This window comes from Gilliamella sp., from assembly GCF_024104075.1.
Taxonomy (GTDB): Bacteria; Pseudomonadota; Gammaproteobacteria; order Enterobacterales; family Orbaceae; genus Gilliamella; species Gilliamella bombi.
This window is the reverse complement of the sequence record NZ_JAGGHR010000001.1, coordinates 1-18,796: the sequence shown is the minus strand read 5'-3', so window position 1 is coordinate 18,796 and position 18,796 is coordinate 1. Positions and strand designations below refer to the sequence as shown.

Annotated in this window: 23 protein-coding genes; 8 read left to right on the top strand and 15 right to left on the bottom strand. The window is 33.8% G+C overall.

Annotated features, from left to right (window positions below):
* Positions 1 to 93: 93 nt before the first annotated feature.
* On the top strand, positions 94 to 579 hold the full coding sequence (gene ybaK / locus J6569_RS00115) for a Cys-tRNA(Pro) deacylase (protein ID WP_065590290.1): 486 nt from the start codon (positions 94 to 96) through the stop codon (positions 577 to 579).
* A gap of 169 nt (positions 580 to 748) precedes the next feature.
* Here the strand turns inward: ybaK and J6569_RS00110 are convergent, their stop codons facing one another.
* The 4 genes from J6569_RS00110 to J6569_RS00095 form a co-directional block, all read right to left on the bottom strand.
* Positions 749 to 1,021 carry an HU family DNA-binding protein gene (locus J6569_RS00110; RefSeq protein WP_034912351.1) on the bottom strand — a complete coding sequence of 91 codons (273 nt, stop codon included), beginning with the start codon at positions 1,019 to 1,021 and terminating at the stop codon, positions 749 to 751.
* A 173-nt stretch (positions 1,022 to 1,194) separates the two neighbouring features.
* Positions 1,195 to 1,797 (bottom strand): DUF416 family protein, encoded by a 603-nt coding sequence (locus tag J6569_RS00105; protein ID WP_296317066.1) that lies wholly within the window; start codon positions 1,795 to 1,797, stop codon positions 1,195 to 1,197.
* Positions 1,790 to 2,863: a uroporphyrinogen decarboxylase gene (gene hemE / locus J6569_RS00100; RefSeq protein WP_296317064.1), complete on the bottom strand. Its 1,074-nt coding sequence runs from the start codon at positions 2,861 to 2,863 to the stop codon at positions 1,790 to 1,792. Before hemE ends, J6569_RS00105 begins: the two co-directional genes overlap by 8 nt.
* 112 nt (positions 2,864 to 2,975) lie before the next feature.
* Positions 2,976 to 3,863 carry a LysR family transcriptional regulator ArgP gene (locus tag J6569_RS00095; RefSeq protein ID WP_085165171.1) on the bottom strand — a complete coding sequence of 296 codons (888 nt, stop codon included), beginning with the start codon at positions 3,861 to 3,863 and terminating at the stop codon, positions 2,976 to 2,978.
* 212 nt (positions 3,864 to 4,075) lie between these two features.
* Between J6569_RS00095 and rpiA the strand changes: the two genes are divergently transcribed.
* Positions 4,076 to 4,732 (top strand): ribose-5-phosphate isomerase RpiA, encoded by a 657-nt coding sequence (gene rpiA / locus J6569_RS00090; RefSeq protein WP_296317063.1) that lies wholly within the window; start codon positions 4,076 to 4,078, stop codon positions 4,730 to 4,732.
* A gap of 79 nt (positions 4,733 to 4,811) precedes the next feature.
* Positions 4,812 to 6,053, top strand: a complete 1,242-nt coding sequence (serA, locus tag J6569_RS00085; protein WP_296317061.1) for a phosphoglycerate dehydrogenase — start codon at positions 4,812 to 4,814, stop codon at positions 6,051 to 6,053.
* Between the two features lie 137 nt (positions 6,054 to 6,190).
* On the opposite strand, the gene J6569_RS00080 is transcribed toward serA, so the two are convergent.
* The 6 genes from J6569_RS00080 to srlA all read right to left on the bottom strand — a co-directional run bounded on the left by J6569_RS00080 (position 6,191) and on the right by srlA (position 10,323).
* Positions 6,191 to 6,973 (bottom strand): DNA-binding transcriptional repressor, encoded by a 783-nt coding sequence (locus tag J6569_RS00080; RefSeq protein WP_065590284.1) that lies wholly within the window; start codon positions 6,971 to 6,973, stop codon positions 6,191 to 6,193.
* A 98-nt stretch (positions 6,974 to 7,071) separates the two neighbouring features.
* Positions 7,072 to 7,431: a transcriptional regulator GutM gene (gene gutM / locus J6569_RS00075; RefSeq protein ID WP_065590283.1), complete on the bottom strand. Its 360-nt coding sequence runs from the start codon at positions 7,429 to 7,431 to the stop codon at positions 7,072 to 7,074.
* Between the two features lie 78 nt (positions 7,432 to 7,509).
* Positions 7,510 to 8,289, bottom strand: coding sequence for a sorbitol-6-phosphate dehydrogenase (gene srlD / locus J6569_RS00070; protein WP_174798803.1), 780 nt, complete (start codon positions 8,287 to 8,289; stop codon positions 7,510 to 7,512).
* Between the two features lie 12 nt (positions 8,290 to 8,301).
* Positions 8,302 to 8,670: a PTS glucitol/sorbitol transporter subunit IIA gene (locus J6569_RS00065; protein WP_065590281.1), complete on the bottom strand. Its 369-nt coding sequence runs from the start codon at positions 8,668 to 8,670 to the stop codon at positions 8,302 to 8,304.
* 96 nt (positions 8,671 to 8,766) lie between these two features.
* On the bottom strand, positions 8,767 to 9,753 hold the full coding sequence (locus tag J6569_RS00060) for a PTS glucitol/sorbitol transporter subunit IIB (RefSeq protein ID WP_296317059.1): 987 nt from the start codon (positions 9,751 to 9,753) through the stop codon (positions 8,767 to 8,769).
* 21 nt (positions 9,754 to 9,774) lie between these two features.
* Entirely contained in the window at positions 9,775 to 10,323 is a 549-nt protein-coding gene (srlA, locus tag J6569_RS00055) for a glucitol/sorbitol-specific PTS transporter subunit IIC (protein ID WP_034913455.1), read from the bottom strand.
* Positions 10,324 to 10,597: 274 nt separating this feature from the next.
* Between srlA and J6569_RS00050 the strand changes: the two genes are divergently transcribed.
* The 3 genes from J6569_RS00050 (at position 10,598) to mutH (ending at position 12,491) form a co-directional block, all read left to right on the top strand.
* Positions 10,598 to 11,134, top strand: a complete 537-nt coding sequence (locus J6569_RS00050; RefSeq protein ID WP_034913453.1) for a DNA starvation/stationary phase protection protein — start codon at positions 10,598 to 10,600, stop codon at positions 11,132 to 11,134.
* Positions 11,135 to 11,195: 61 nt separating this feature from the next.
* On the top strand, positions 11,196 to 11,744 hold the full coding sequence (locus J6569_RS00045; RefSeq protein WP_065590279.1) for an NAD(P)H-dependent oxidoreductase: 549 nt from the start codon (positions 11,196 to 11,198) through the stop codon (positions 11,742 to 11,744).
* Between the two features lie 75 nt (positions 11,745 to 11,819).
* A complete protein-coding gene (gene mutH, locus J6569_RS00040) occupies positions 11,820 to 12,491 on the top strand; it encodes a DNA mismatch repair endonuclease MutH (RefSeq protein ID WP_296317057.1) in 672 nt (223 codons plus the stop codon).
* Between the two features lie 100 nt (positions 12,492 to 12,591).
* On the opposite strand, the gene argA is transcribed toward mutH, so the two are convergent.
* The 5 genes from argA to aroE form a co-directional block, all read right to left on the bottom strand.
* Positions 12,592 to 13,920 carry an amino-acid N-acetyltransferase gene (argA, locus tag J6569_RS00035; RefSeq protein WP_296317055.1) on the bottom strand — a complete coding sequence of 443 codons (1,329 nt, stop codon included), beginning with the start codon at positions 13,918 to 13,920 and terminating at the stop codon, positions 12,592 to 12,594.
* Positions 13,921 to 14,209: 289 nt separating this feature from the next.
* Positions 14,210 to 15,409, bottom strand: coding sequence for an MFS transporter (locus J6569_RS00030; RefSeq protein WP_296317053.1), 1,200 nt, complete (start codon positions 15,407 to 15,409; stop codon positions 14,210 to 14,212).
* 243 nt (positions 15,410 to 15,652) lie between these two features.
* Entirely contained in the window at positions 15,653 to 16,165 is a 513-nt protein-coding gene (gene aroL / locus J6569_RS00025) for a shikimate kinase AroL (RefSeq protein ID WP_296317050.1), read from the bottom strand.
* A 216-nt stretch (positions 16,166 to 16,381) separates the two neighbouring features.
* Complete coding sequence (locus tag J6569_RS00020; protein WP_034913431.1) at positions 16,382 to 16,735, bottom strand: DUF1870 family protein; 354 nt, start codon at positions 16,733 to 16,735, stop codon at positions 16,382 to 16,384.
* A 154-nt stretch (positions 16,736 to 16,889) separates the two neighbouring features.
* Positions 16,890 to 17,720 carry a shikimate dehydrogenase gene (gene aroE, locus J6569_RS00015; RefSeq protein ID WP_296317048.1) on the bottom strand — a complete coding sequence of 277 codons (831 nt, stop codon included), beginning with the start codon at positions 17,718 to 17,720 and terminating at the stop codon, positions 16,890 to 16,892.
* Between the two features lie 476 nt (positions 17,721 to 18,196).
* Here aroE and rpmB point away from each other — a divergent pair, with 476 nt between their 5' ends.
* Both rpmB and rpmG read left to right on the top strand, forming a co-directional pair.
* Positions 18,197 to 18,433 (top strand): 50S ribosomal protein L28, encoded by a 237-nt coding sequence (gene rpmB, locus J6569_RS00010; RefSeq protein WP_174798812.1) that lies wholly within the window; start codon positions 18,197 to 18,199, stop codon positions 18,431 to 18,433.
* A 15-nt stretch (positions 18,434 to 18,448) separates the two neighbouring features.
* Entirely contained in the window at positions 18,449 to 18,616 is a 168-nt protein-coding gene (gene rpmG / locus J6569_RS00005; protein WP_025314526.1) for a 50S ribosomal protein L33, read from the top strand.
* The last annotated feature ends 180 nt before the right edge of the window (positions 18,617 to 18,796 follow it).

Genomic DNA, 18,796 nt, shown 5'->3' with positions numbered 1-18,796 from the left:
AATTGTTATTCATTTCCTTACCAACTCTATTTTGGTAAGGATATCGCTTACCATATACTATTTTGATTTAACTAAATCTATTGGATAAAAGCTATGACTCCAGCAATTGATTTACTTAAAAAGCTAAAAATCAAATTTAATATCCACCAATATAAACACGATCCCAACCAAACTAACTACGGGCAAGAAGCGGTTAATAAACTTGATCCCAGTTTGAATGTTACAGCTACACAGGTATTTAAAACCTTGATTGTAAGTTTAAACGGTAATAATAAGACGTTAGCGGTTTGTGTATTGCCCGTCGATAGACATTTGGATCTTAAAAAAGTCGCAAAAGCACTAAAATGTAAAAAAATAGATTTAGCTGATCCTAATTTAGCTCAAAAGGTAACAGGTTATTTGGTGGGAGGAATTAGTCCACTCGGTCAAAAACAACAACTACCCACACTCATTGATTTAAGTGCAAGTGAGCACACAACAATGTTTATATCAGGCGGGCGAAGAGGATTAGAAATTGAAATTGCGCCTCAAGATTTGATTGATATATTACAAGCGAAATGGGTTGAAATAACCACTTAAAATTATTAGTAATATAATTTTAATTTGGTTCTAATACTACTTATAAACAAGAAAAAGCGAAAGCAATTTGCCTTAAAATAATGTATTTTTATTGAGTTGATAAGGTCATAAGACTATACCCTATGACCTAATACTTCTATCAATCAAGTTGACAGTAAGAAAAAGCAACTTATTTGATTGCTTCTTTCAAAGTTTTACCTGATACGAATGCTGGTACTTTACTTGCTGCAATTTTAATTTCTTTACCAGTTTTTGGATTACGACCAGTACGAGCTTTACGAGAATTAACTTTAAATGTACCAAAACCAACTAATTGAACTGGCTCACCAGCTTTCAATGATTCAGTAATAGCGGCTAATGTAGCTTCCAACGCCGTTTTTGCAGCTACTTTGGTAATATCAGCTTTGCTAGCAATAGCGTCGACAAGTTCTGTTTTATTCATGGGTATATCCTTACATATTATTTTATTGTTAAAGTTAACATTATAAACGAAGCTAAAACTTAATATTTTAGCGTCGTTACTGTAAACGTTGCTTAGATTACATTGCTGTTAAATGTAGTCTATATTTGTCCAATATTAAAGAAAAATTTAATAAAAATTTTAAAAATTACACTTTAAACGCCTTGATAGCTCAAAAAAACACCAATATTACTAGTTTCCGCTGCTCGAATTTCATCTTTCAAGCCTTTTATCAACTCATTCATTTCATTATTTTCTTCGCGTAGCAATCGAAATATTTCCCACTGCAAATCGAATTCATCTATAACACTAGGCAAAGTTTGTTGTTCATCTTCTGAAAGAGTAACATTTGTTTTGGTCATTTCAAATTCAGCAACTGTAGTTGCTGATATACTACTGACTTTAGCTGTATGTTCAGCGATTTCACCACTCAAGTAAGAGTGTAAGGCCTCACCAAGTGCATGACAAGCATCGATGGCTGGATAAACCATATAAGGACTATCATCAGTTACAGTTGGAATAATGAGTTCTAATTTCTCAAGCTGTAAATCAAAATTGATTTTTACATCTTCAACTAATAGTGATTCCCAAACTAAATCCAGTATTTTTTTATAATTTTTAGCATCATCTTCATGATGTTGTTGATGACAATAAAAAACAAAGTTGGGATACATTCGTTCACATAAGCAGACCATAAATAGACGTTGTTTCCATTGTGGTAACTTTTCTAGCCTTAATTGAACAGGATTTTTAATCATGATGAAACCTTTTTGATAGTCGATGTACCGCTTCAATCAAATGCTGTACATTATCTACAGGGATATCTTGGTGAATACCATGCCCTAAATTAAAAACATGCCCATTGTGATAGCCATATTCATTAAGAACGGCCTCTACATTGGATTCAATTGTTTGCTTTCCTGCATATAAAACGGAAGGATCTAAATTCCCTTGTACTGCTATTTTCCCTTTTTGAGTAATCTGGCTTAAATTTACAGTCCAATCTACTCCCACCGCATCACAACCTGTATTAATAATACGATCAAGCCATATTCCTCCTCCTTTAGTAAATAAAGTAACAGGAATGTACGAGGTTATATCTTGACTTTTTTTACCTTGTTTTAATTGCGATAAGATCTGTTGCATATAGTCAAGTGAAAATGTTTGATAGCTTTGATGACTTAATACGCCGCCCCAAGTATCAAAAATCATAATCGATTGTGCTCCTGCTTGAATTTGTGCATTTAAATATAATGCGATACTGTTTGCGAGTTTTTCAAGTAGTTGATGCAACGCTTTGGGCTCACTATAAAGCATCTTTTTAATTTTGGTGAATGCTTTGCTACTGCCCCCTTCAATCATGTAGGTGGCTAGTGTCCATGGGCTTCCCGAAAAACCAATTAGTGGAACTTTACCATTGAGTTCTTTTTTTGTTAATCGAATCGCATCCATCACATATTTAAGTGATTGCTCTGGATCTGGGATGGGTAATTGTTCAATATCTGATATGCAAGATATCGATTTTTTAAATTTAGGTCCTTCACCCGATTCAAAATATAAGCCAAGCCCCATAGCATCAGGGATTGTTAAAATATCAGAGAAAATAATAGCAGCATCAAGCTCAAATCGTTGTAATGGTTGTAAGGTGACCTCACAAGCTAATTCTGGCGTTTGACACATCGTCATAAAATCACCCGCTTTTGATCTTAATTGACGATACTCAGGTAAATAACGACCTGCCTGTCGCATCATCCAAACTGGTGTATAGTCTACAGGCAAACATTGTAAAGCTCGTAAATAACGATCATTTTTTAATTGGCTCATATCTTCAGCTCTTTAAATATAGACTTTATTTTGTTAAAAAGTTTCAGGTAAGTATGTGTTTCAGTATAAAAATCACTTAATTTATCTATTATTTGTGATCTAAATCCTGAGGCTATGATAATGTTCGTTGTGCATAACGAATCAAGGTTTCAGAGATATTTTGCATTACACTACTTTCAGGAGCAAAACGATGCCAATATAGCATACGTCTTTGATATAACCCATCAGTTAAGTTAATTAATTCACCATTTTTTAATTCTTGCTCAACTTGCAACTTTGGTAACATACAGCAGGCCGAACCTTGTTTAGCTAATTGCACAAAAGCTTCAGATGAACTAGTGATATGGCAAATTACACTACCTGGCGTAAGGTTAAAGTTTTCTTGTAAGAAGGCCTGATGCATATCATCTAAATGATCGAATGCAACAGCAGGCGCTTTTAATAAAGATGATCGAGTTACCCCAGTTGGAAAGTACTTTTTAGCAAAATCAGGTGAAGCCACAAAAATATAGTCTAAAGCACCTAATAAATCAGACAAGCAACCTGGTAAAGGATTAGCTTGAATGCTAATCGCACCAACTACTGTCCCTAAACGCAATAATTCTAACGTATGTTCTTCATCTTTGACTTGAATATCAAAACGTAAGATATTTTTATCTAAAACTGGTTTTAACGCAGGTAAAAACCAAGTTGCTAAAGAATCAGCATTAATCGCAATAGATAACGACAACGGTGTGGCATTTTGCTCGTTATCACCTAACCATTGCTGTTCTAATAATTCAACTTGATGTAATAAGCCAAGCAGGTGCTCACCTTGTTTGGTTGCTTTCGGAGGAATGGTCCTAACTAGCAGTTGTTGACCAAAAAAGCTTTCTAATTGTTTGATACGTTGCGAAACCGCAGGTTGTGTAATACACAATTTATCAGCAGCTCTTTCAAATCCTCGTTCCTTTATCACCGCATCTAATGCTTGTAACGCTCTATAATCTGGACGCTTCATAATCTCTTTATTAATGATTTGATCATTGCTCAAATATTTAATCTACTTTAATATCGTAATAAGTTTTAAACCTATCACAAAGTTGATTTAATTCTTAAAATCCTAATGATTTTTGCTTTCTAATTGGGTACTATGCCATATCTTCAACAATTTTGCTTTCAAAATTTTATTTTTTTTTTAAGAAAAATTATCCTCAAAATAGGGGTGATATTATGACACAAGACGAATTAAAAAAGGCCGTAGGCTGGTCAGCCTTAAAATTTATCAAACCTGATTCTTTTATTGGTGTAGGAACAGGCTCTACTGCATCCCATTTTATTGATGCATTAGCTACAATAAAAGATCAAATCAAAGGTACTGTATCTAGTTCGGAAGCATCCACCCAAAAATTAAAAAGCTATGGTATTCCTGTTCTCGATTGTAATGAAGTCGATTATTTGGATGTCTATGTCGATGGTGCAGATGAAATTAATCACCAGTTGCAAATGATTAAAGGTGGTGGCGCAGCTTTAACGCGCGAAAAAATTGTTTCAGCCATTGCTAAACAATTTATTTGTATTGTTGATGAATCAAAAGTTGTTGATGTATTAGGTAAATTCCCATTACCGGTTGAAGTGATCCCAATGGCACGTTCCTATGTTGCTCGTGAGTTATATAAGCTGGGCGGTAAACCAATATATCGTCAAGGCGTTATAACTGATAATGGTAATGTGATTTTAGATGTTCATGATCTTGTCATTACCAAACCAATGGAGCTTGAAAACCGAATTAATAGCATTGCAGGTGTGGTTACTGTTGGATTATTTGCCAATAAAGGCGCTGATATTGCGCTTGTTGGATGCAGTACGGGTGTAAAAGAGCTGAGATAAAATCATTTACTACAATAAAGTTAATAATGGTATTTAATTATAAGTACCAATTTGTATGCTGAAGGAAAGAGAGGAAATAATGGTTATTCAAACTTTAACCAAAGATGAAAATAAGTTTTTATTACTTGAGGGAGTTCATCCTAGCGCAATTGAAATATTAAAATCCGCCGGCTTTACCAATATTGAATATCATAAAAGCGCATTATCGCCTGAAGAACTTAAGCAAGCTCTGAAAGATGTCCGGTTTATTGGGATCCGGTCAAGAACACAATTAACTAAGGACATTATCGATTCTGCACCTAAACTTGCTGGCATTGGCTGTTTTTGTATAGGTACCAACCAAGTTGATCTTGATGCAGCGACAGTAAAAGGGATTCCTGTTTTTAATGCACCATTTTCAAATACGCGATCTGTAGCAGAACTAGTATTAGCCGAAGCAATATTATTACTTCGTCGAGTACCAGATGCAAATGCTAAAGCACACCGAGGAAAATGGAATAAGATTGCGACAGGTTCACACGAAGCTCGTGGTAAAAATTTGGGTATTATTGGTTATGGGCATATTGGTAGCCAACTAAGTATTTTGGCTGAATCGTTAGGGATGAATGTTTATTTTTATGATATTGAAACAAAACTACCTTTAGGTAATGCTAAACAAGTTTCAACAATGAAAGAATTACTAGCAATAAGCGATATTGTTTCAATGCATGTGCCAGAAAATCCAACAACCATCAAAATGATTAGTGATAACGAAATTGATGCAATGAAACAAGACGCAATTTTAATCAATGCTTCACGCGGTAAAGTTATCGATCTTGATGCTTTAACTAAAGCTCTGAAAGCCAATAAACTCAGTGGGGCAGCTATTGATGTTTTTCCAACAGAGCCTGCTAGTAACAACGACCCTTTTGAATCTCCATTATGTCAATTTGATAATGTAATTATTACTCCGCATATCGGTGGTTCAACTAGCGAAGCACAAGAAAATATTGGGATTGAGGTCGCAAGTAAACTAGCTAAATATTCTGATACTGGTGCAACACTTTCAGCAGTTAATTTTCCTGAAGCCTCTTTACCTATTCCAGCTAAAGGCTCTAGTCGTTTTATTAATATTCATCGTAACCAACCTGGTGTTCTAACTGCTATCAATACGTTATTCGCTGAACAAGGGCTTAATATTTCAGCACAATATTTACAAACTGATCCTCAGATTGGTTATGTTGTTATTGATATCGATAGAGTTAAACAAAGTAAGGCTGAAGAGTTGTTATCTAAACTGAAAAACGTGCCAGGAACAATTCGTGCTAGATTGTTATTTTAAGGTGATAAGTCGGTACGCTTGTTAGCCACTCAGCTTTAGCGGGTTTTTAATTTTTGAGTAAATTAAATTTGTTTTGTTAATAATTTGCATCACTCAAATAGATTCCCGCTAATGCAACATTTAAACAATGCTATTTTTTATTCTTTATCAATTACGTCTACTTTAATGACTTTGATGCCTCGTTGTATGAGTGCTTCATAATATTTGTCATCTAATTTATTGTCGGTGATGATGGTATCAACAGCATTTAAGTCACACACAACATTAGGACTACGCCTGCCAAACTTGGTTGAGTCAGCTAATAATATTAATTTTGCCGCAGCTTTACTCATGGCAACACTGCCGTGATAGCTTTCATTAAATGTTGTCACGCCCCCTACTAAATCAATCCCATCAGCCCCCATAAATAGTTTATCAAAAGTGTAAGATTCAAATATGGCCGCAGTTGATGCACTGTTACTGTGAAAAGAGGCCGATTTACGGCGAAAAGTGCCACCTGATAAGATAATAGTATGATCATTATTATGTGCAACAAGTTCATTTACAATGTGTAAGCTGTTAGTCATAATAGTCAAATTATTGAAACTTGTCAGTATAGGAATCATCTGAGCAACAGTACTTCCAGAGTCAAAAATAATTGAGTCACCTTCGTGGATCAATTTAACTGCTTCGCATGCAATTGATTTTTTAGATGCAATGTTGATATAAGTTTTATGATCAATAGCTCTATCACCAATTTCACGGTTTAACATGGCGCCGCCGTAAGTACGTAAAACTAGACCACTTTGGCTGAGTTGAGTGAGATCTTTACGAATTGTAGTTCCAGTCGTTTTGAAATACTCAACTAATTCATCAATACTAACTTGCCCATTATTTTGCAGGTATTCTAAAATAGCTGTTTGTCGTTGCCTTACTTTCATATTATGATTCCATCATTATTAGTATATAGGAAATTTTATTTTGCAAACCATTATACTTTATAATGAAAGAAATTACTTTTCAAAATAAAAGATAATTATTAATTTTTTGCTGTTAAGGCAACAATCAACGCACTTTGTGATATTACGTCGTTTGGAAATATTTTTTCAGGGATTATTTCTGATACAGATAAGCCATGGAGCTGGGAAATAGATTTAGGCAATGCAAATACCGTGATCCCTTTCATTATGATAGAATCAATCACAACTTTATTTTCATCTAATGAAATTGCGATTAATACTCTTGGTCTAAATCGTTTACTTTTACTACGACCAACACCTAAGTAGCAACCTTTTTTTAAAGCTAGAAACGCTTTATTGAAACGACGAATTTGAAACCAACTAAAAATAATTTGAATACACCAAGCAATAAGCGCTATAGCAACTAGAGTAGTCGTCATATTTAATATTTTTCCATTTTGTTTAAGCTAGAATAAAAAGTGCGATAAGTTTAAATTAACTTTCGCACTTTATTTTAACTAGAACATCACTTGTCCACCAGTAATGTTGATTGATTGCCCTGTGCAATATGATGCTTTATCACTTGCATAAAATAGCAATACGTCAAGTACATCTTGATAATCACAACCTCGTTTTAAGGGAACTTTATCAATATAAACTTGTTCCACTTGGTTTTCAGGAATACCTAATTTTTTAGCATACTGTGGTATTAACGATTGGAACATAGGGGATTTTAATAAGTTACCTAACATTAATGAGTTTACAGTAATACCACAATCAGCAAGATCTAGGGCAAGTGATTGTGTTAACCCTACCCCACCAAATTTGGCTGCGCTGTATCCTGAATTATGTTTGCTACCCACTTTTCCAGATTTCGAATTGATTTGGATAATACGACCAGCGGTATTATGTTTTACCATTAATTTTGCAAATTCACGCGCACATAAGAAATAACCAGTTAAGTTGACATCAACCGATAATTGAAAATCACTTAATGCAAAACTGGTAATTGGAGCTGCACGTGCAATTCCTGCACTGTAGACTAATAAGTCAGCATGTTTAAATGTAGCTTCAACGTCTTGTGCTAACTTGATGACACTATCTTCTTTGGTTGCATCAACAACAAAGCCTTTTGCCGTGCTAGCGCCATGTTTTTGATTTATTTCATCTGCAACTTTGTTTGCATTAGCGGCATTCAAATCTGCAACGGCAACTTTGTATCCAGCATCAGCGATACCTTTACATAAGAATTCACCAAGAGTTTGTCCGCCACCTATAACAACTGCTACTTGTTTCATTTTTTATGTTCCTTAATCATTTACAATTCTAATTTCATCACCCACAAAAAGCTGACTTGGAGTTTCACCTTCTATATGAATGGTTCCTGGTAATTCGGCTTGATTATTACTATCAAATTTTAATGTGATATGACCTAATTCACGGAAATTAACGCTAGCAACATCACCCACCGCGGTAATTTTGTAACTCTGTTTACCTAGATAAATGGTCTGCCCAACTTGTAAATCTTGTTTTAAATCATCATGACTATGCACAAAACAATAATCCGCTAAATCTGCTGGTGCTCCAGTTTTAAACAGGATTAACATACCATCAGTTAATGCATCTTGAGCAAACTCACCAATTTGACTAATTTTTGATTGATAGATAATATTTGACATCATTAACCTTCTTATTTCTTGCTTTTACTTAATCCAAGCTTTTTATTTTTAACATTAGTTTAAAATGGGATGGAACCATCCCATTTTTTAGACAATCTATTGATAGATAAATAACGATACCGCCCATGCAACTAATACTGTTGGCGCACCGGTTAAAAAGCGGCTAACTAACACCGATGGTACCCCTACTCGAACTGTATCTTGTTTAGCTTCAGCAAGTGATAAACCAACCGGAATAAAGTCGCATGCTGCTTGTGCATTAATGGCAAATAATGCTGGCAATGCTAAATGCGGTGGAATATTACCAAGTCCAATTTGAACACCAACTAATGTCCCAATAACTTGAGCAATAACCGCACCAGGACCTAAGAATGGGGAAAGTAATGGAAATGAACAAATTAAGGCTAAAATAACCAATCCAAGCGGATTGTTTGCCAGTGGTACTAGCCCATGCGCAATAAAGTTACCCAATCCAGATGCAATGATGATACCAATTAGTGCCGATACAAACGCCATAAAAGGAAGTATTGTTTTCAGTACAGTGTCAATTGTATCTCGGCCAGCTTGGAAGAAGACAGCAACGCCAGAACCCATACCGATACCAATTCTTGCTAACAAACCATCGCTTTGTTCAGTAATTTTTTTGCTGCTGTCATAATCTTTAAATTCAGACGATTTATCGTTTGTTGCTGGTTCGCTTACAACATTCCCTTCTTTTTCTATTAGTTTGATATTGTGAGGTTTTACCGCAGAAACATAAATATCTTCAACAATATATTGAGCCAGAGGGCCTGATTTACCTGTGGCATGAATATTGATAGTTGGTATACGATTTTTTGGATAAATTCCACAACGTAATGTTCCTCCACAATCAATCACAGCAACGCCAATTTCATCTTTAGGCGGCTCACCATCTTTAAAACCATCAATAGCTTCCCAACCTGTTAGATCAACTAAAGTGTCAACTATGGCTGGACAAGTACCTGCTGCAATATAAACAATTTTTTTACCAGCAATAACTGGAAGTTCCAAAGGTCCACCCCAACCTGCTTCGCCTTTTTCAATGTGGATAAATTTTGCCATTTTTTATATTCCTTATTTTTATTATAGATGAACTTTTCTTTCTAACTTGATGCCCATTTTTCTTTCAAAAATGGCAGTACAAAAGTCAGTAATCCACCCCCTAAAGAAGTTAGTACCTAAACCAACAAGGAAATAACTCACAGCAAGAGGACCTAAAGGTAAATTTAGGGTAGTTAAACCAGCAGCTATTCCCAAATAAACAAAAAGTTCACCAGGGTTAACGTGTGGAAAGAGTCCATTCATTGAATGGCAACTATAAGATGAAGCTGCATAATAACTCGGTTTGTAAAACTCTGGCATAAAACGACCTAGGCTTAATGTCATTGGATTACAAAATACGAAAGTTCCGATAAGTGGTAATAATAGATATCGAGAAACAGGATTGCCCGCACAAGCTTGCGCTAAACGTTCAATACGTTCTTGCCCAATAAATTTAATCACTGCGTTCATCACAACGAGTAATGAAATTAATAATGGTAATATACTTGTTACCATACCCACAAATACCTTGCCGCCTTCTTGGAATAAACCAATAAACCATTCGGCACCAAATGAAATAGCATCAATCATATTGTCTCCTATTGAGTTAAATTTCGCATTAATGCTATCAACTTTGAAATATAAAAACTTTTAACTAAATCACATTTTGAAATATTTTCTTTTATTTTGAAAGATATTGTTTCAGATAAATAAAAACAAGAAAGAAGAAAGAGATAAAGAAACCATAGGTTACTGAAATAGCAATGATAGTAAAAAATTAACGTTTTTTATTGGACATTAACATTAAGTTGGCGTAATTTTGTCAATACGGGTATTTATTATTCAATTTAAAGGAGAATATATCATGGCTAAAAGTACGGCTTCTGCTAAAAAACTACAACAATCAGCTATTTTGTTTCCTACTGATTTAGGACAAAAGGCATCAAAAGATATTTCTGGAGCAATGAATTCTGTTTTAGCAGATGTATTTGCTTTATATTTAAAAACTAAAAACTTTCATTGGCATGTTAGTGGCCCTCATTTCCGTGATTACCACTTAATGCTAGATGATCAAGGTGAAGAGCTATTTGCAATGACAGATCCGATTGCGGAACGTGTCCGTAAGTTAGGTGGCACAACTCTACGCTCAATTGGTCACATTGCTAAATTACAGAGTATTTCTGATAATGATGCAGATTTCGTTGAACCATCAGATATGCTTGCCGAGCTATGCCAAGATAATGTAAAACTAACAGAACGTATGCGTGTTGCACATGATATTTGTGATAAATACAATGATACCGCTACTGCCAGTTTAATTGAAGAGTGGATCGATCAAACAGAACAACGTGCATGGTTCTTATTTGAAGCAGGCCGAAAAGTCGACTCATCAGGACATTAACAAATACTATTAATTTAAGAGGTATTAAAAATACCTCTTATAAAAAAAGTGGAGATTTAAGATGAGTAAAAAAATTGCTGTACTGGTAGGAAGTTTGCGCAAAGACTCTTATAACTTAAAAGTAGCAAAAGTTTTTCAAAAAATTGCACCACCATCACTTTCATTACAAATTATTCAAATTGGCGATTTACCTTTATATAATGAAGATATTGATAATGATACCCCTCCTGCCTCTTATACTCGTTTCCGCAAAGAAGTAGCCGATTGTCAGGGTGTTATTTTTGTGACACCAGAATATAATCGTGGAGTTCCTGCTGTTATCAAAAATGCAATAGATATTGGTTCTCGTCCTTATGGTAAGAGCATTTGGTCTAAAAAAGCCGCTGCAATTGTTTCCGTTTCACAAGGTGCAATTGGTGGGTTTGGCGCTAACCATCAACTTCGTCAATCATTAGTATTTCTTGATATGCCGACATTACAACAGCCTGAAGCTTATATTGGTAATGTAGCTTCTACTTTTGATGAAAGTGGTAATATTACTGAAAAAAGTAAAGAATTCTTAGCCCTTATTATTAATAGCTATGCAAGTTGGGTTGAAAAGTTAAGCTAATAACTCTTTATTTTAAGATTCACAGTCAATATAATTGACTGTGTTTTCTTAACAAGTAAGTTAACTATTTTTGCCATGCCTATATTTTTTCCTAATAGTGAACAAGAATTATTGCAACGAGCTCAGTTAGCAGCAGGTTATACTTTTGGCGAGATAGCACAATACTTAAACATACCTATACCGAATAATCTAAATAAACAAAAGGGTTGGGTAGGCAATCTTATTGAAACTTTTTTAGGAGCAAATGCTGGTAGTAAAGCTGAGCAAGATTTTGCTAATCTTGGTATAGAGCTTAAAACTATTCCTGTTGATAAACACGGTAAACCACTTGAAACAACCTTCGTTAGTGTCACACCATTAATGGCTAATCATGGTGTTATTTGGGAGACAAGCCATGTTAGATATAAACTTGCAAAAGTGCTTTGGATTCCGATAGAAGGTGAAAGAACTATTCCTCTCGCAGATAGAAAAGTTGGAAAACCTATTATGTGGACACCAACTAAAAAACAAGAGCAACAGCTCAAACAAGACTGGGAAGAGTTAATGGATATGATAGCACTAGGGCATGTTGAAAAAATTACTGCTCGATATGGTACTTATTTACAAATTAGGCCTAAAGCAGCCAATGGGCAAGCTCTTACGGAAGCAATTGGTGAAAATGGTGATATTATTTTAACTCGACCACGTGGGTTTTACTTAAAAAAAACATTTACAATGCAAATTTTAAATACTGTTGTAACATACTAATTCTAATTACTTTTTATAGCTGGCGTTAATATCCCATTATTTAATACCAGATTTATAATATTAGAAATTTTAGTCGCTCCCAACCTTATTTAAATATAGGTCAAAGAATATCAAGCATTAAAATTTTAGAATTCCTTTGATAATTATAAAGTTTTTTCTTTTTAATCGGTAAATCATCAACTTCTGCAGGGTTAAAACCTTTTTCTCTAAACCAATGAATACTACGTGTAGTTAAAACAAATATTTTTTCGAGCCCTAACTGGATTGCCTTTTCTGTTAACTTTTCAATTAAGTCATCTCCTCGAGATGAATTGCGATAATCAGGATGAATAGCTACACAGGCCATTTCTCCCATTTTTTCTTCAGGATATGGATAAAGTGCGGCACAACCAATTGTCATATTATCACGTTCAATAATGGTAAATTTATCTATCTCCATTTCTAACTGCTCACGTGAACGTTTAACCAAAATACCTTGTTCTTCAAGTGGGCGTATGAGTTCTAGAATTCCTCCAATATCGTTAATAGTTGCTAAACGTACTTGTTCAGAATGCTCCATCGCTACTTGTGTTCCAATCCCATCACGCGAAAATAATTCTTGTAAAATTGAGCCATCAACCAAATAACTTACCAAATGGCTTCGTCTGACCCCACTACGGCATGCTTTAGATGCTGCACGTAAAAAACGTGCTTCACTAGATAAAGGTTTACCTTGCTGCTCTTTTTTATTGACATAATTATCCGCATCAACAGGATAAAGGTCGGTAATAACACGACCGTTTTCATCTAGTACTCCTTGTTCAGCGCAAAAACTGATTAATTTATCCGCTTTTAAGCGAATAGCAACTTCGGTTGCGACATCCTCAGACGCTAAATTGAAACTTTCACCAGTAACCGAAACGCCAACAGGGCCTAGTAACACAATTGATCCACGAGCTAGTTGTTCAGCTATAGCCTCATTGTTTATACGACGGATTTTACCTGTATGACAATAATCAATCCCATCATCTACCCCTAAAGGTTGTGCAATCACAAAATTACCACTTACAACACTGATATGAGCTCCTTGTAATGGAGTATTATTTAAACTCATTGATAAACTTGCGGTAATATTGAGTTGTAATGAACCAGTAACTTGTTTAATGATGTCCAGTGTTGTTGCATCGGTAATACGCGTATTTTTATAATATTTAGGTGTGATATTATGATTTTTTAAAGATTCATCAATCTGATTGCGAGCACCATTAACAATAACAAGTTTAATACCAAGACTATAAAGTAAACCAATATCACTAATAATACTTGAATAATTATTACTTTTTAACACTGCGCCTGTGAGCAAAATTACAAATGTTTTACCATGATGTGCATTAATATAAGGTACTGAATGTCTTAAGCCATCAACTAACTCAGTTGTACGTTCTTTCATTTTCACAACCACCTCAAGCTGAATACTTATTCACTTTTTATGTATTTTTATTTATTTTTGGTTTTATGGCAAGCAATATTTCAAGAATCTAATAAAAATCTTAAAATTTGCTATTAATAAAAGTTAATGGCTTAAGCTTAATGATTTTTGATTAAGTAATAATGGATTAACAAAATATTGAATTGTTAAATACGAAAATAAATTAAAATTTTTATGAGATGTTAATATCGAAAAAAAGCATGCCATATTGGCATGCCCTCTAACATTATTATTCTTAAAATATATAAAATTATATTTTTGTTATATCAACTACCTTTTTAAAACGATAAAAGATAATTGAGCCAAGTATTACACTTGACATCGCAATAAAAAAGTCAATTAATATGGCATAACTTACATTGAACATAGCTAATTTTGGTACTATAAGCGGAATGATAACAAACGATAGACCGCTAAAAGTATACATACAACCTACAGCAAGACCTTTTCGTGTTGGGAACATTTGTTGCATAACAACCAAAGTTAATTGAAGTACCCCCCCTGCCGCAGTAAATCCCATTCCTATTGCGACGATAACGCACATTGCAGGTGAAACATTAAAATAAAAAATGATTAATACCAACGCAGATAAGGCAGGCAAAATAATGATGCAAAAGATAGGTTTTAATAGATGTTTGACTACAAAAGCCGTAACAAATACAGAAATAATTGAGGCAGTACTATAATAACTAATCAGTTGATTAGCATCAGGTTCGCTCATATTAACAGCTCTGATAGCGATAGTTGGCAACCACTGCAAAACAATAACGAATGTTGCTGTTGTTGTAAATCCCATAATAATTAATAAAATACCTTCAAATCCAAAATTAGGTTTTCCAATAAAATAACTTTGTGAGCATTCATTACTTTTAATGGAGGTATCTATATGTGGAAACTGCTTAGGAAGTAAAAATAGTGTATTAACTATTAAATAAGCAACAAAACCAAAAAAAATCCAACCATACCATATTTGGTATTGATGGCAAAAAACAACAATAAATGGAAGAACAAGAGATCCCATTGAAATGAAAGCCTTGATCAATACGCTAGCTGTACCACATGAGTTTGGAAAACATTCTGTTAATGCTGGCATTGAACCAGTATCTAAAAAAGAATTTCCAGCCCCAATAGCAATAGCTAAACAAAAAGCAATATTTATATTAGTACAAAAAGGCATTCCTAGAAAAAAAATAGCATAGCAAGCCATACCTAGACAAATAAATAGTTTGCGACCAAATTTATCTGACAATACACCACCAACAAACATTAATAATATTTTTCCAATTCCTATACCCGAAGCAATTTTACCAATGCCGATTAGATCAATATTAAGTTGTTTCGATATATCATATGAAAATTGCATGATCACAATTAATGCAATACTTTGTATTATATAATTTGCATATATAGATCCTGCAATTCCATAAGAATTGACCTTTCGATTATCCACTTGTCATACTCCATATGTAAAACATAAAATTATAATTCTATTCAATATACAAGTATCAATATTAATCAGAAAGATAGTAAGTATAAATTTGTTACTTAGCTTTCATTTGGTTCTAGAAAACAATAAAGTTTTATTCAAAAATTAAACTTATATAGAATCTTAATTAAATTTTAAAAATTTATTTTTTCTATTATTAATAAAAATACCACTTTTTAATCGGTATTTTTATTAAAAGAAGTTAAATTAGCTTTGAAGTATTTCAAACATTTTTGCAAGAATCAAACTTTCATCTTGATCAACATTGATCACATGGTGTGCAGCATCATGGTATAAAGGTAATCTTTCAGCTAATACCTTTTCCATCTCATCAGAAATAGATAGACCCGTTAGTGACGGTCTTTGAGCAATGTTAGGATCTTTCATTAAACGCGCAGCTAGTGTTGCCGCAGGCGCAGATAAAAAAATAACTATACCATTTTGTTTCATAAAATTCCGGTTATGCTCGGCTAATACCATGCCGCCACCAGTTGCAATGACACAATTAGGTTTAGTTGTATCAATCAACACCTGGCTCTCTCTTGCTCTAAATCCTTCCCAACCTTCTTTTTCAACAATTTCGGCTACCGTTTTTTGGGTAGTTTCGAGTAAATAGCTATCGGTATCAATGAAAGAAAACGATAGCTTATTTGCTAACATCTTTCCCATCGTTGTTTTACCTGCAGCCCGTGCACCAACTAAAAAAATTGTTTTATTCATATCGGGTTTTATCTTTTCAGATTTATAGAATATATTAACCATGCTAGTGATTCGCTCTTATTTTTGCAACAAATTTTTTACATATTATATAAAAAATGTATAAATATATATTTTTTATATAATTAAATAACCCCACCACAGAACCATCCGTAATGAAATGTTTACAATAATTATAAGGAAGCTTTTAAAACCTAAAAGTCATCTTAATAAAGTTAATTAACATAACTTTTCTAAACCACGGAAATAGAGCTCTGTTGCAATTGATTGATGTAATCGCCATTGAATCACATCAAGATCTAAATTTACCTTTTTGAACTCTTCGTATGTCATAAAATAACGGATTGTATTACTACCAATACGATCATTAATACTATTTATAATAATATTTATTTTTTCGTTTCTGATTTTTTTTAGTTCTTGCATTGCTTTTCCGACAAACTCTGGGATCGGCTTTGTACCATTTTCCCAATCATGCCATGTATTAATATCTGTTTTTCCAATATATTCACTAGCTTCTGATACTTTTAGCATAAGAAAACGACGATACGCTTGCAATTCTAAGTTAGTCATAAATGCTCCTTATTATAATGCGCTTGATCTATCCAATTAATATATTAACTTTGCCTATGCCAACGTAATATAGTTGGCAATAGCAGCTAATTGTATAAACAGTAGAAAATACGATTAATTCCAATTTAACTAGATATGTTTGCCTGTTTGGTAATTAATGTTTAGCTAAAGCATCAATTACAGCTTGTTTTGCTCGTTCAGAAAGATCTTTTCCTGTCCAAATTTTAAATTGAGCATTTGCTTGACCAATAAACATTTCACGCCCTGAAATAGATTGCCAGCCAGCTCTTTCTGCTTCTTGTCTAAAACAAGTATTATATGGAGTATAAACAATATCGTAAGCCACGCCTTTACCTTTAAACCAAGCTTGTTTATAAGGTGTTTGATTCTCAAATTTACCCGTCATACCTAATGGTGTTGAATTAATAACAATTTGAGCTTCAACTTTACTACGGTCTTCCCATGAAACAGTTTTAAGGTTGAATTCACTGGCTAATGCCTGAGGTAAATCATCAGCAATATCTGTTACTGTAATATCGCTATAACCAAGTTCCTGTAATCCCACTACAGCTGCTCGTGCAGCACCTCCTGCACCAAGTAATAACACTTTTTTGAATTCTGCTGGCAGTTTTTTATTTTGAAGTGGCTCCATGAATCCAATAATATCTGTATTATCCCCACAAAGTTTATCCCCATCCCAATACACCAAATTCGCAGCACCTGCTTTTTTTACATGATCTGTCACTTCATCTAAATAAGGGATGATAGTCTGTTTATGTGGAATAGTGACACATAATCCACGGATATTTAGTAATCTTACTGATTTAAAAAGTGTCGGTATCTCTTCTGGTGGAGTAGGAAAAGGAACTAAAACTGCTGGGATCCCATAATCTTGAAATGACGTAGTATGAATAAGTGGACTCATACTGTGCCCTAAAGGATAACCGATAATGCCATATATACTATACGGCGTGAACTGGTTCATATAATCTCCTTATAAATTGGAAAATTAACACGATATAAATAAAAATCTTAATCAAGCTTATTAAAACATATTTATTATTAAATTAAATCATTTTTTCTAAAATGATGTTAAAGACAGTATATTGTTTTATAATGAATTGTTCGTTATAAGAAAAAAGCAAGTGCTATTACAAAAAATTTTTACAAAAATTTTATCTATCAGATTGATTCAAAATGGTTTTAGGAATTTTTTTTAATTAATAAAATAAATATTATATGAGTTATGCCATTGTAAACTAATTTTATGCATAGGTAAGATAATACTTGAGAATTTGCGCATAACAGCGTATACTTCGCTACCTCATTATTATGGGTGTAGTGTGAGAGGTTAAACTGCTTCTCAGATAGAACTGCAGTAAACTAAAAGCCTGACGAGGTCAATTCCATTAACATATTACGCCCAGGGCTTAAGCATAGAAATTTCGGAGAATTATTGACATGTCACGAGTATGCCAAGTAACAGGAAAAGGTCCTTTAGTAGGAAATAATCGTTCTCATGCGATGAATGCTACTAAACGTCGTTTTCTACCAAACCTTCAAACTCACCGTTTCTGGGTTGAGAGCGAAAAACGTTTTGTAAAATTGCGTGTATCTGCTAAAGGTATGCGTACTATCGATAAAAAGGGTATTGATGCAGTTTTAGCTGAACTTCGTGCCCGTGGTGAAAAGTACTAATAAGGAAACCATATCATGGCTAAAGGTGTACGCGAAAAAATCAGATTAGTTTCTTCTGCTGGTACAGGTCATTTTTATACCACTAGCAAAAATAAAAGAACTATGCCTGAAAAAATGGAGATCAAAAAATACGATCCTGTAGTTCGTCAGCATGTTATTTATAAAGAAGCTAAAATTAAATAGTTATCTAATAAATACTGAAAAACCCAGCAAATGCTGGGTTTTTTTATATCGATTTGTAGACAAAATTATCGCTATTTTCAATAAAACAACATTGTAACTATCCCCTAAAATAGTACAGCAAAAAAGTAGAAAATTCTCTATGATAAAAGCAAAAGGGGATTTAATTATGAAAAAAATGAC

Bases quoted from the DNA above. Each gene is read 5' to 3' on its own strand.
- ybaK (WP_065590290.1), top strand. From the start codon at position 94: ATGACTCCAGCAATTGATTTACTTAAAAAGCTAAAAATCAAATTTAAT.
- J6569_RS00110 (WP_034912351.1), bottom strand. From the start codon at position 1,021: ATGAATAAAACAGAACTTGTCGACGCTATTGCTAGCAAAGCTGATATT.
- J6569_RS00105 (WP_296317066.1), bottom strand. From the start codon at position 1,797: ATGATTAAAAATCCTGTTCAATTAAGGCTAGAAAAGTTACCACAATGG.
- hemE (WP_296317064.1), bottom strand. From the start codon at position 2,863: ATGAGCCAATTAAAAAATGATCGTTATTTACGAGCTTTACAATGTTTG.
- J6569_RS00095 (WP_085165171.1), bottom strand. From the start codon at position 3,863: ATGAAGCGTCCAGATTATAGAGCGTTACAAGCATTAGATGCGGTGATA.
- rpiA (WP_296317063.1), top strand. From the start codon at position 4,076: ATGACACAAGACGAATTAAAAAAGGCCGTAGGCTGGTCAGCCTTAAAA.
- serA (WP_296317061.1), top strand. From the start codon at position 4,812: ATGGTTATTCAAACTTTAACCAAAGATGAAAATAAGTTTTTATTACTT.
- J6569_RS00080 (WP_065590284.1), bottom strand. From the start codon at position 6,973: ATGAAAGTAAGGCAACGACAAACAGCTATTTTAGAATACCTGCAAAAT.
- gutM (WP_065590283.1), bottom strand. From the start codon at position 7,431: ATGACGACTACTCTAGTTGCTATAGCGCTTATTGCTTGGTGTATTCAA.
- srlD (WP_174798803.1), bottom strand. From the start codon at position 8,289: ATGAAACAAGTAGCAGTTGTTATAGGTGGCGGACAAACTCTTGGTGAA.
- J6569_RS00065 (WP_065590281.1), bottom strand. From the start codon at position 8,670: ATGTCAAATATTATCTATCAATCAAAAATTAGTCAAATTGGTGAGTTT.
- J6569_RS00060 (WP_296317059.1), bottom strand. From the start codon at position 9,753: ATGGCAAAATTTATCCACATTGAAAAAGGCGAAGCAGGTTGGGGTGGA.
- srlA (WP_034913455.1), bottom strand. From the start codon at position 10,323: ATGATTGATGCTATTTCATTTGGTGCCGAATGGTTTATTGGTTTATTC.
- J6569_RS00050 (WP_034913453.1), top strand. From the start codon at position 10,598: ATGGCTAAAAGTACGGCTTCTGCTAAAAAACTACAACAATCAGCTATT.
- J6569_RS00045 (WP_065590279.1), top strand. From the start codon at position 11,196: ATGAGTAAAAAAATTGCTGTACTGGTAGGAAGTTTGCGCAAAGACTCT.
- mutH (WP_296317057.1), top strand. From the start codon at position 11,820: ATGCCTATATTTTTTCCTAATAGTGAACAAGAATTATTGCAACGAGCT.
- argA (WP_296317055.1), bottom strand. From the start codon at position 13,920: ATGAAAGAACGTACAACTGAGTTAGTTGATGGCTTAAGACATTCAGTA.
- aroL (WP_296317050.1), bottom strand. From the start codon at position 16,165: ATGAATAAAACAATTTTTTTAGTTGGTGCACGGGCTGCAGGTAAAACA.
- J6569_RS00020 (WP_034913431.1), bottom strand. From the start codon at position 16,735: ATGACTAACTTAGAATTGCAAGCGTATCGTCGTTTTCTTATGCTAAAA.
- aroE (WP_296317048.1), bottom strand. From the start codon at position 17,720: ATGAACCAGTTCACGCCGTATAGTATATATGGCATTATCGGTTATCCT.
- rpmB (WP_174798812.1), top strand. From the start codon at position 18,197: ATGTCACGAGTATGCCAAGTAACAGGAAAAGGTCCTTTAGTAGGAAAT.
- rpmG (WP_025314526.1), top strand. From the start codon at position 18,449: ATGGCTAAAGGTGTACGCGAAAAAATCAGATTAGTTTCTTCTGCTGGT.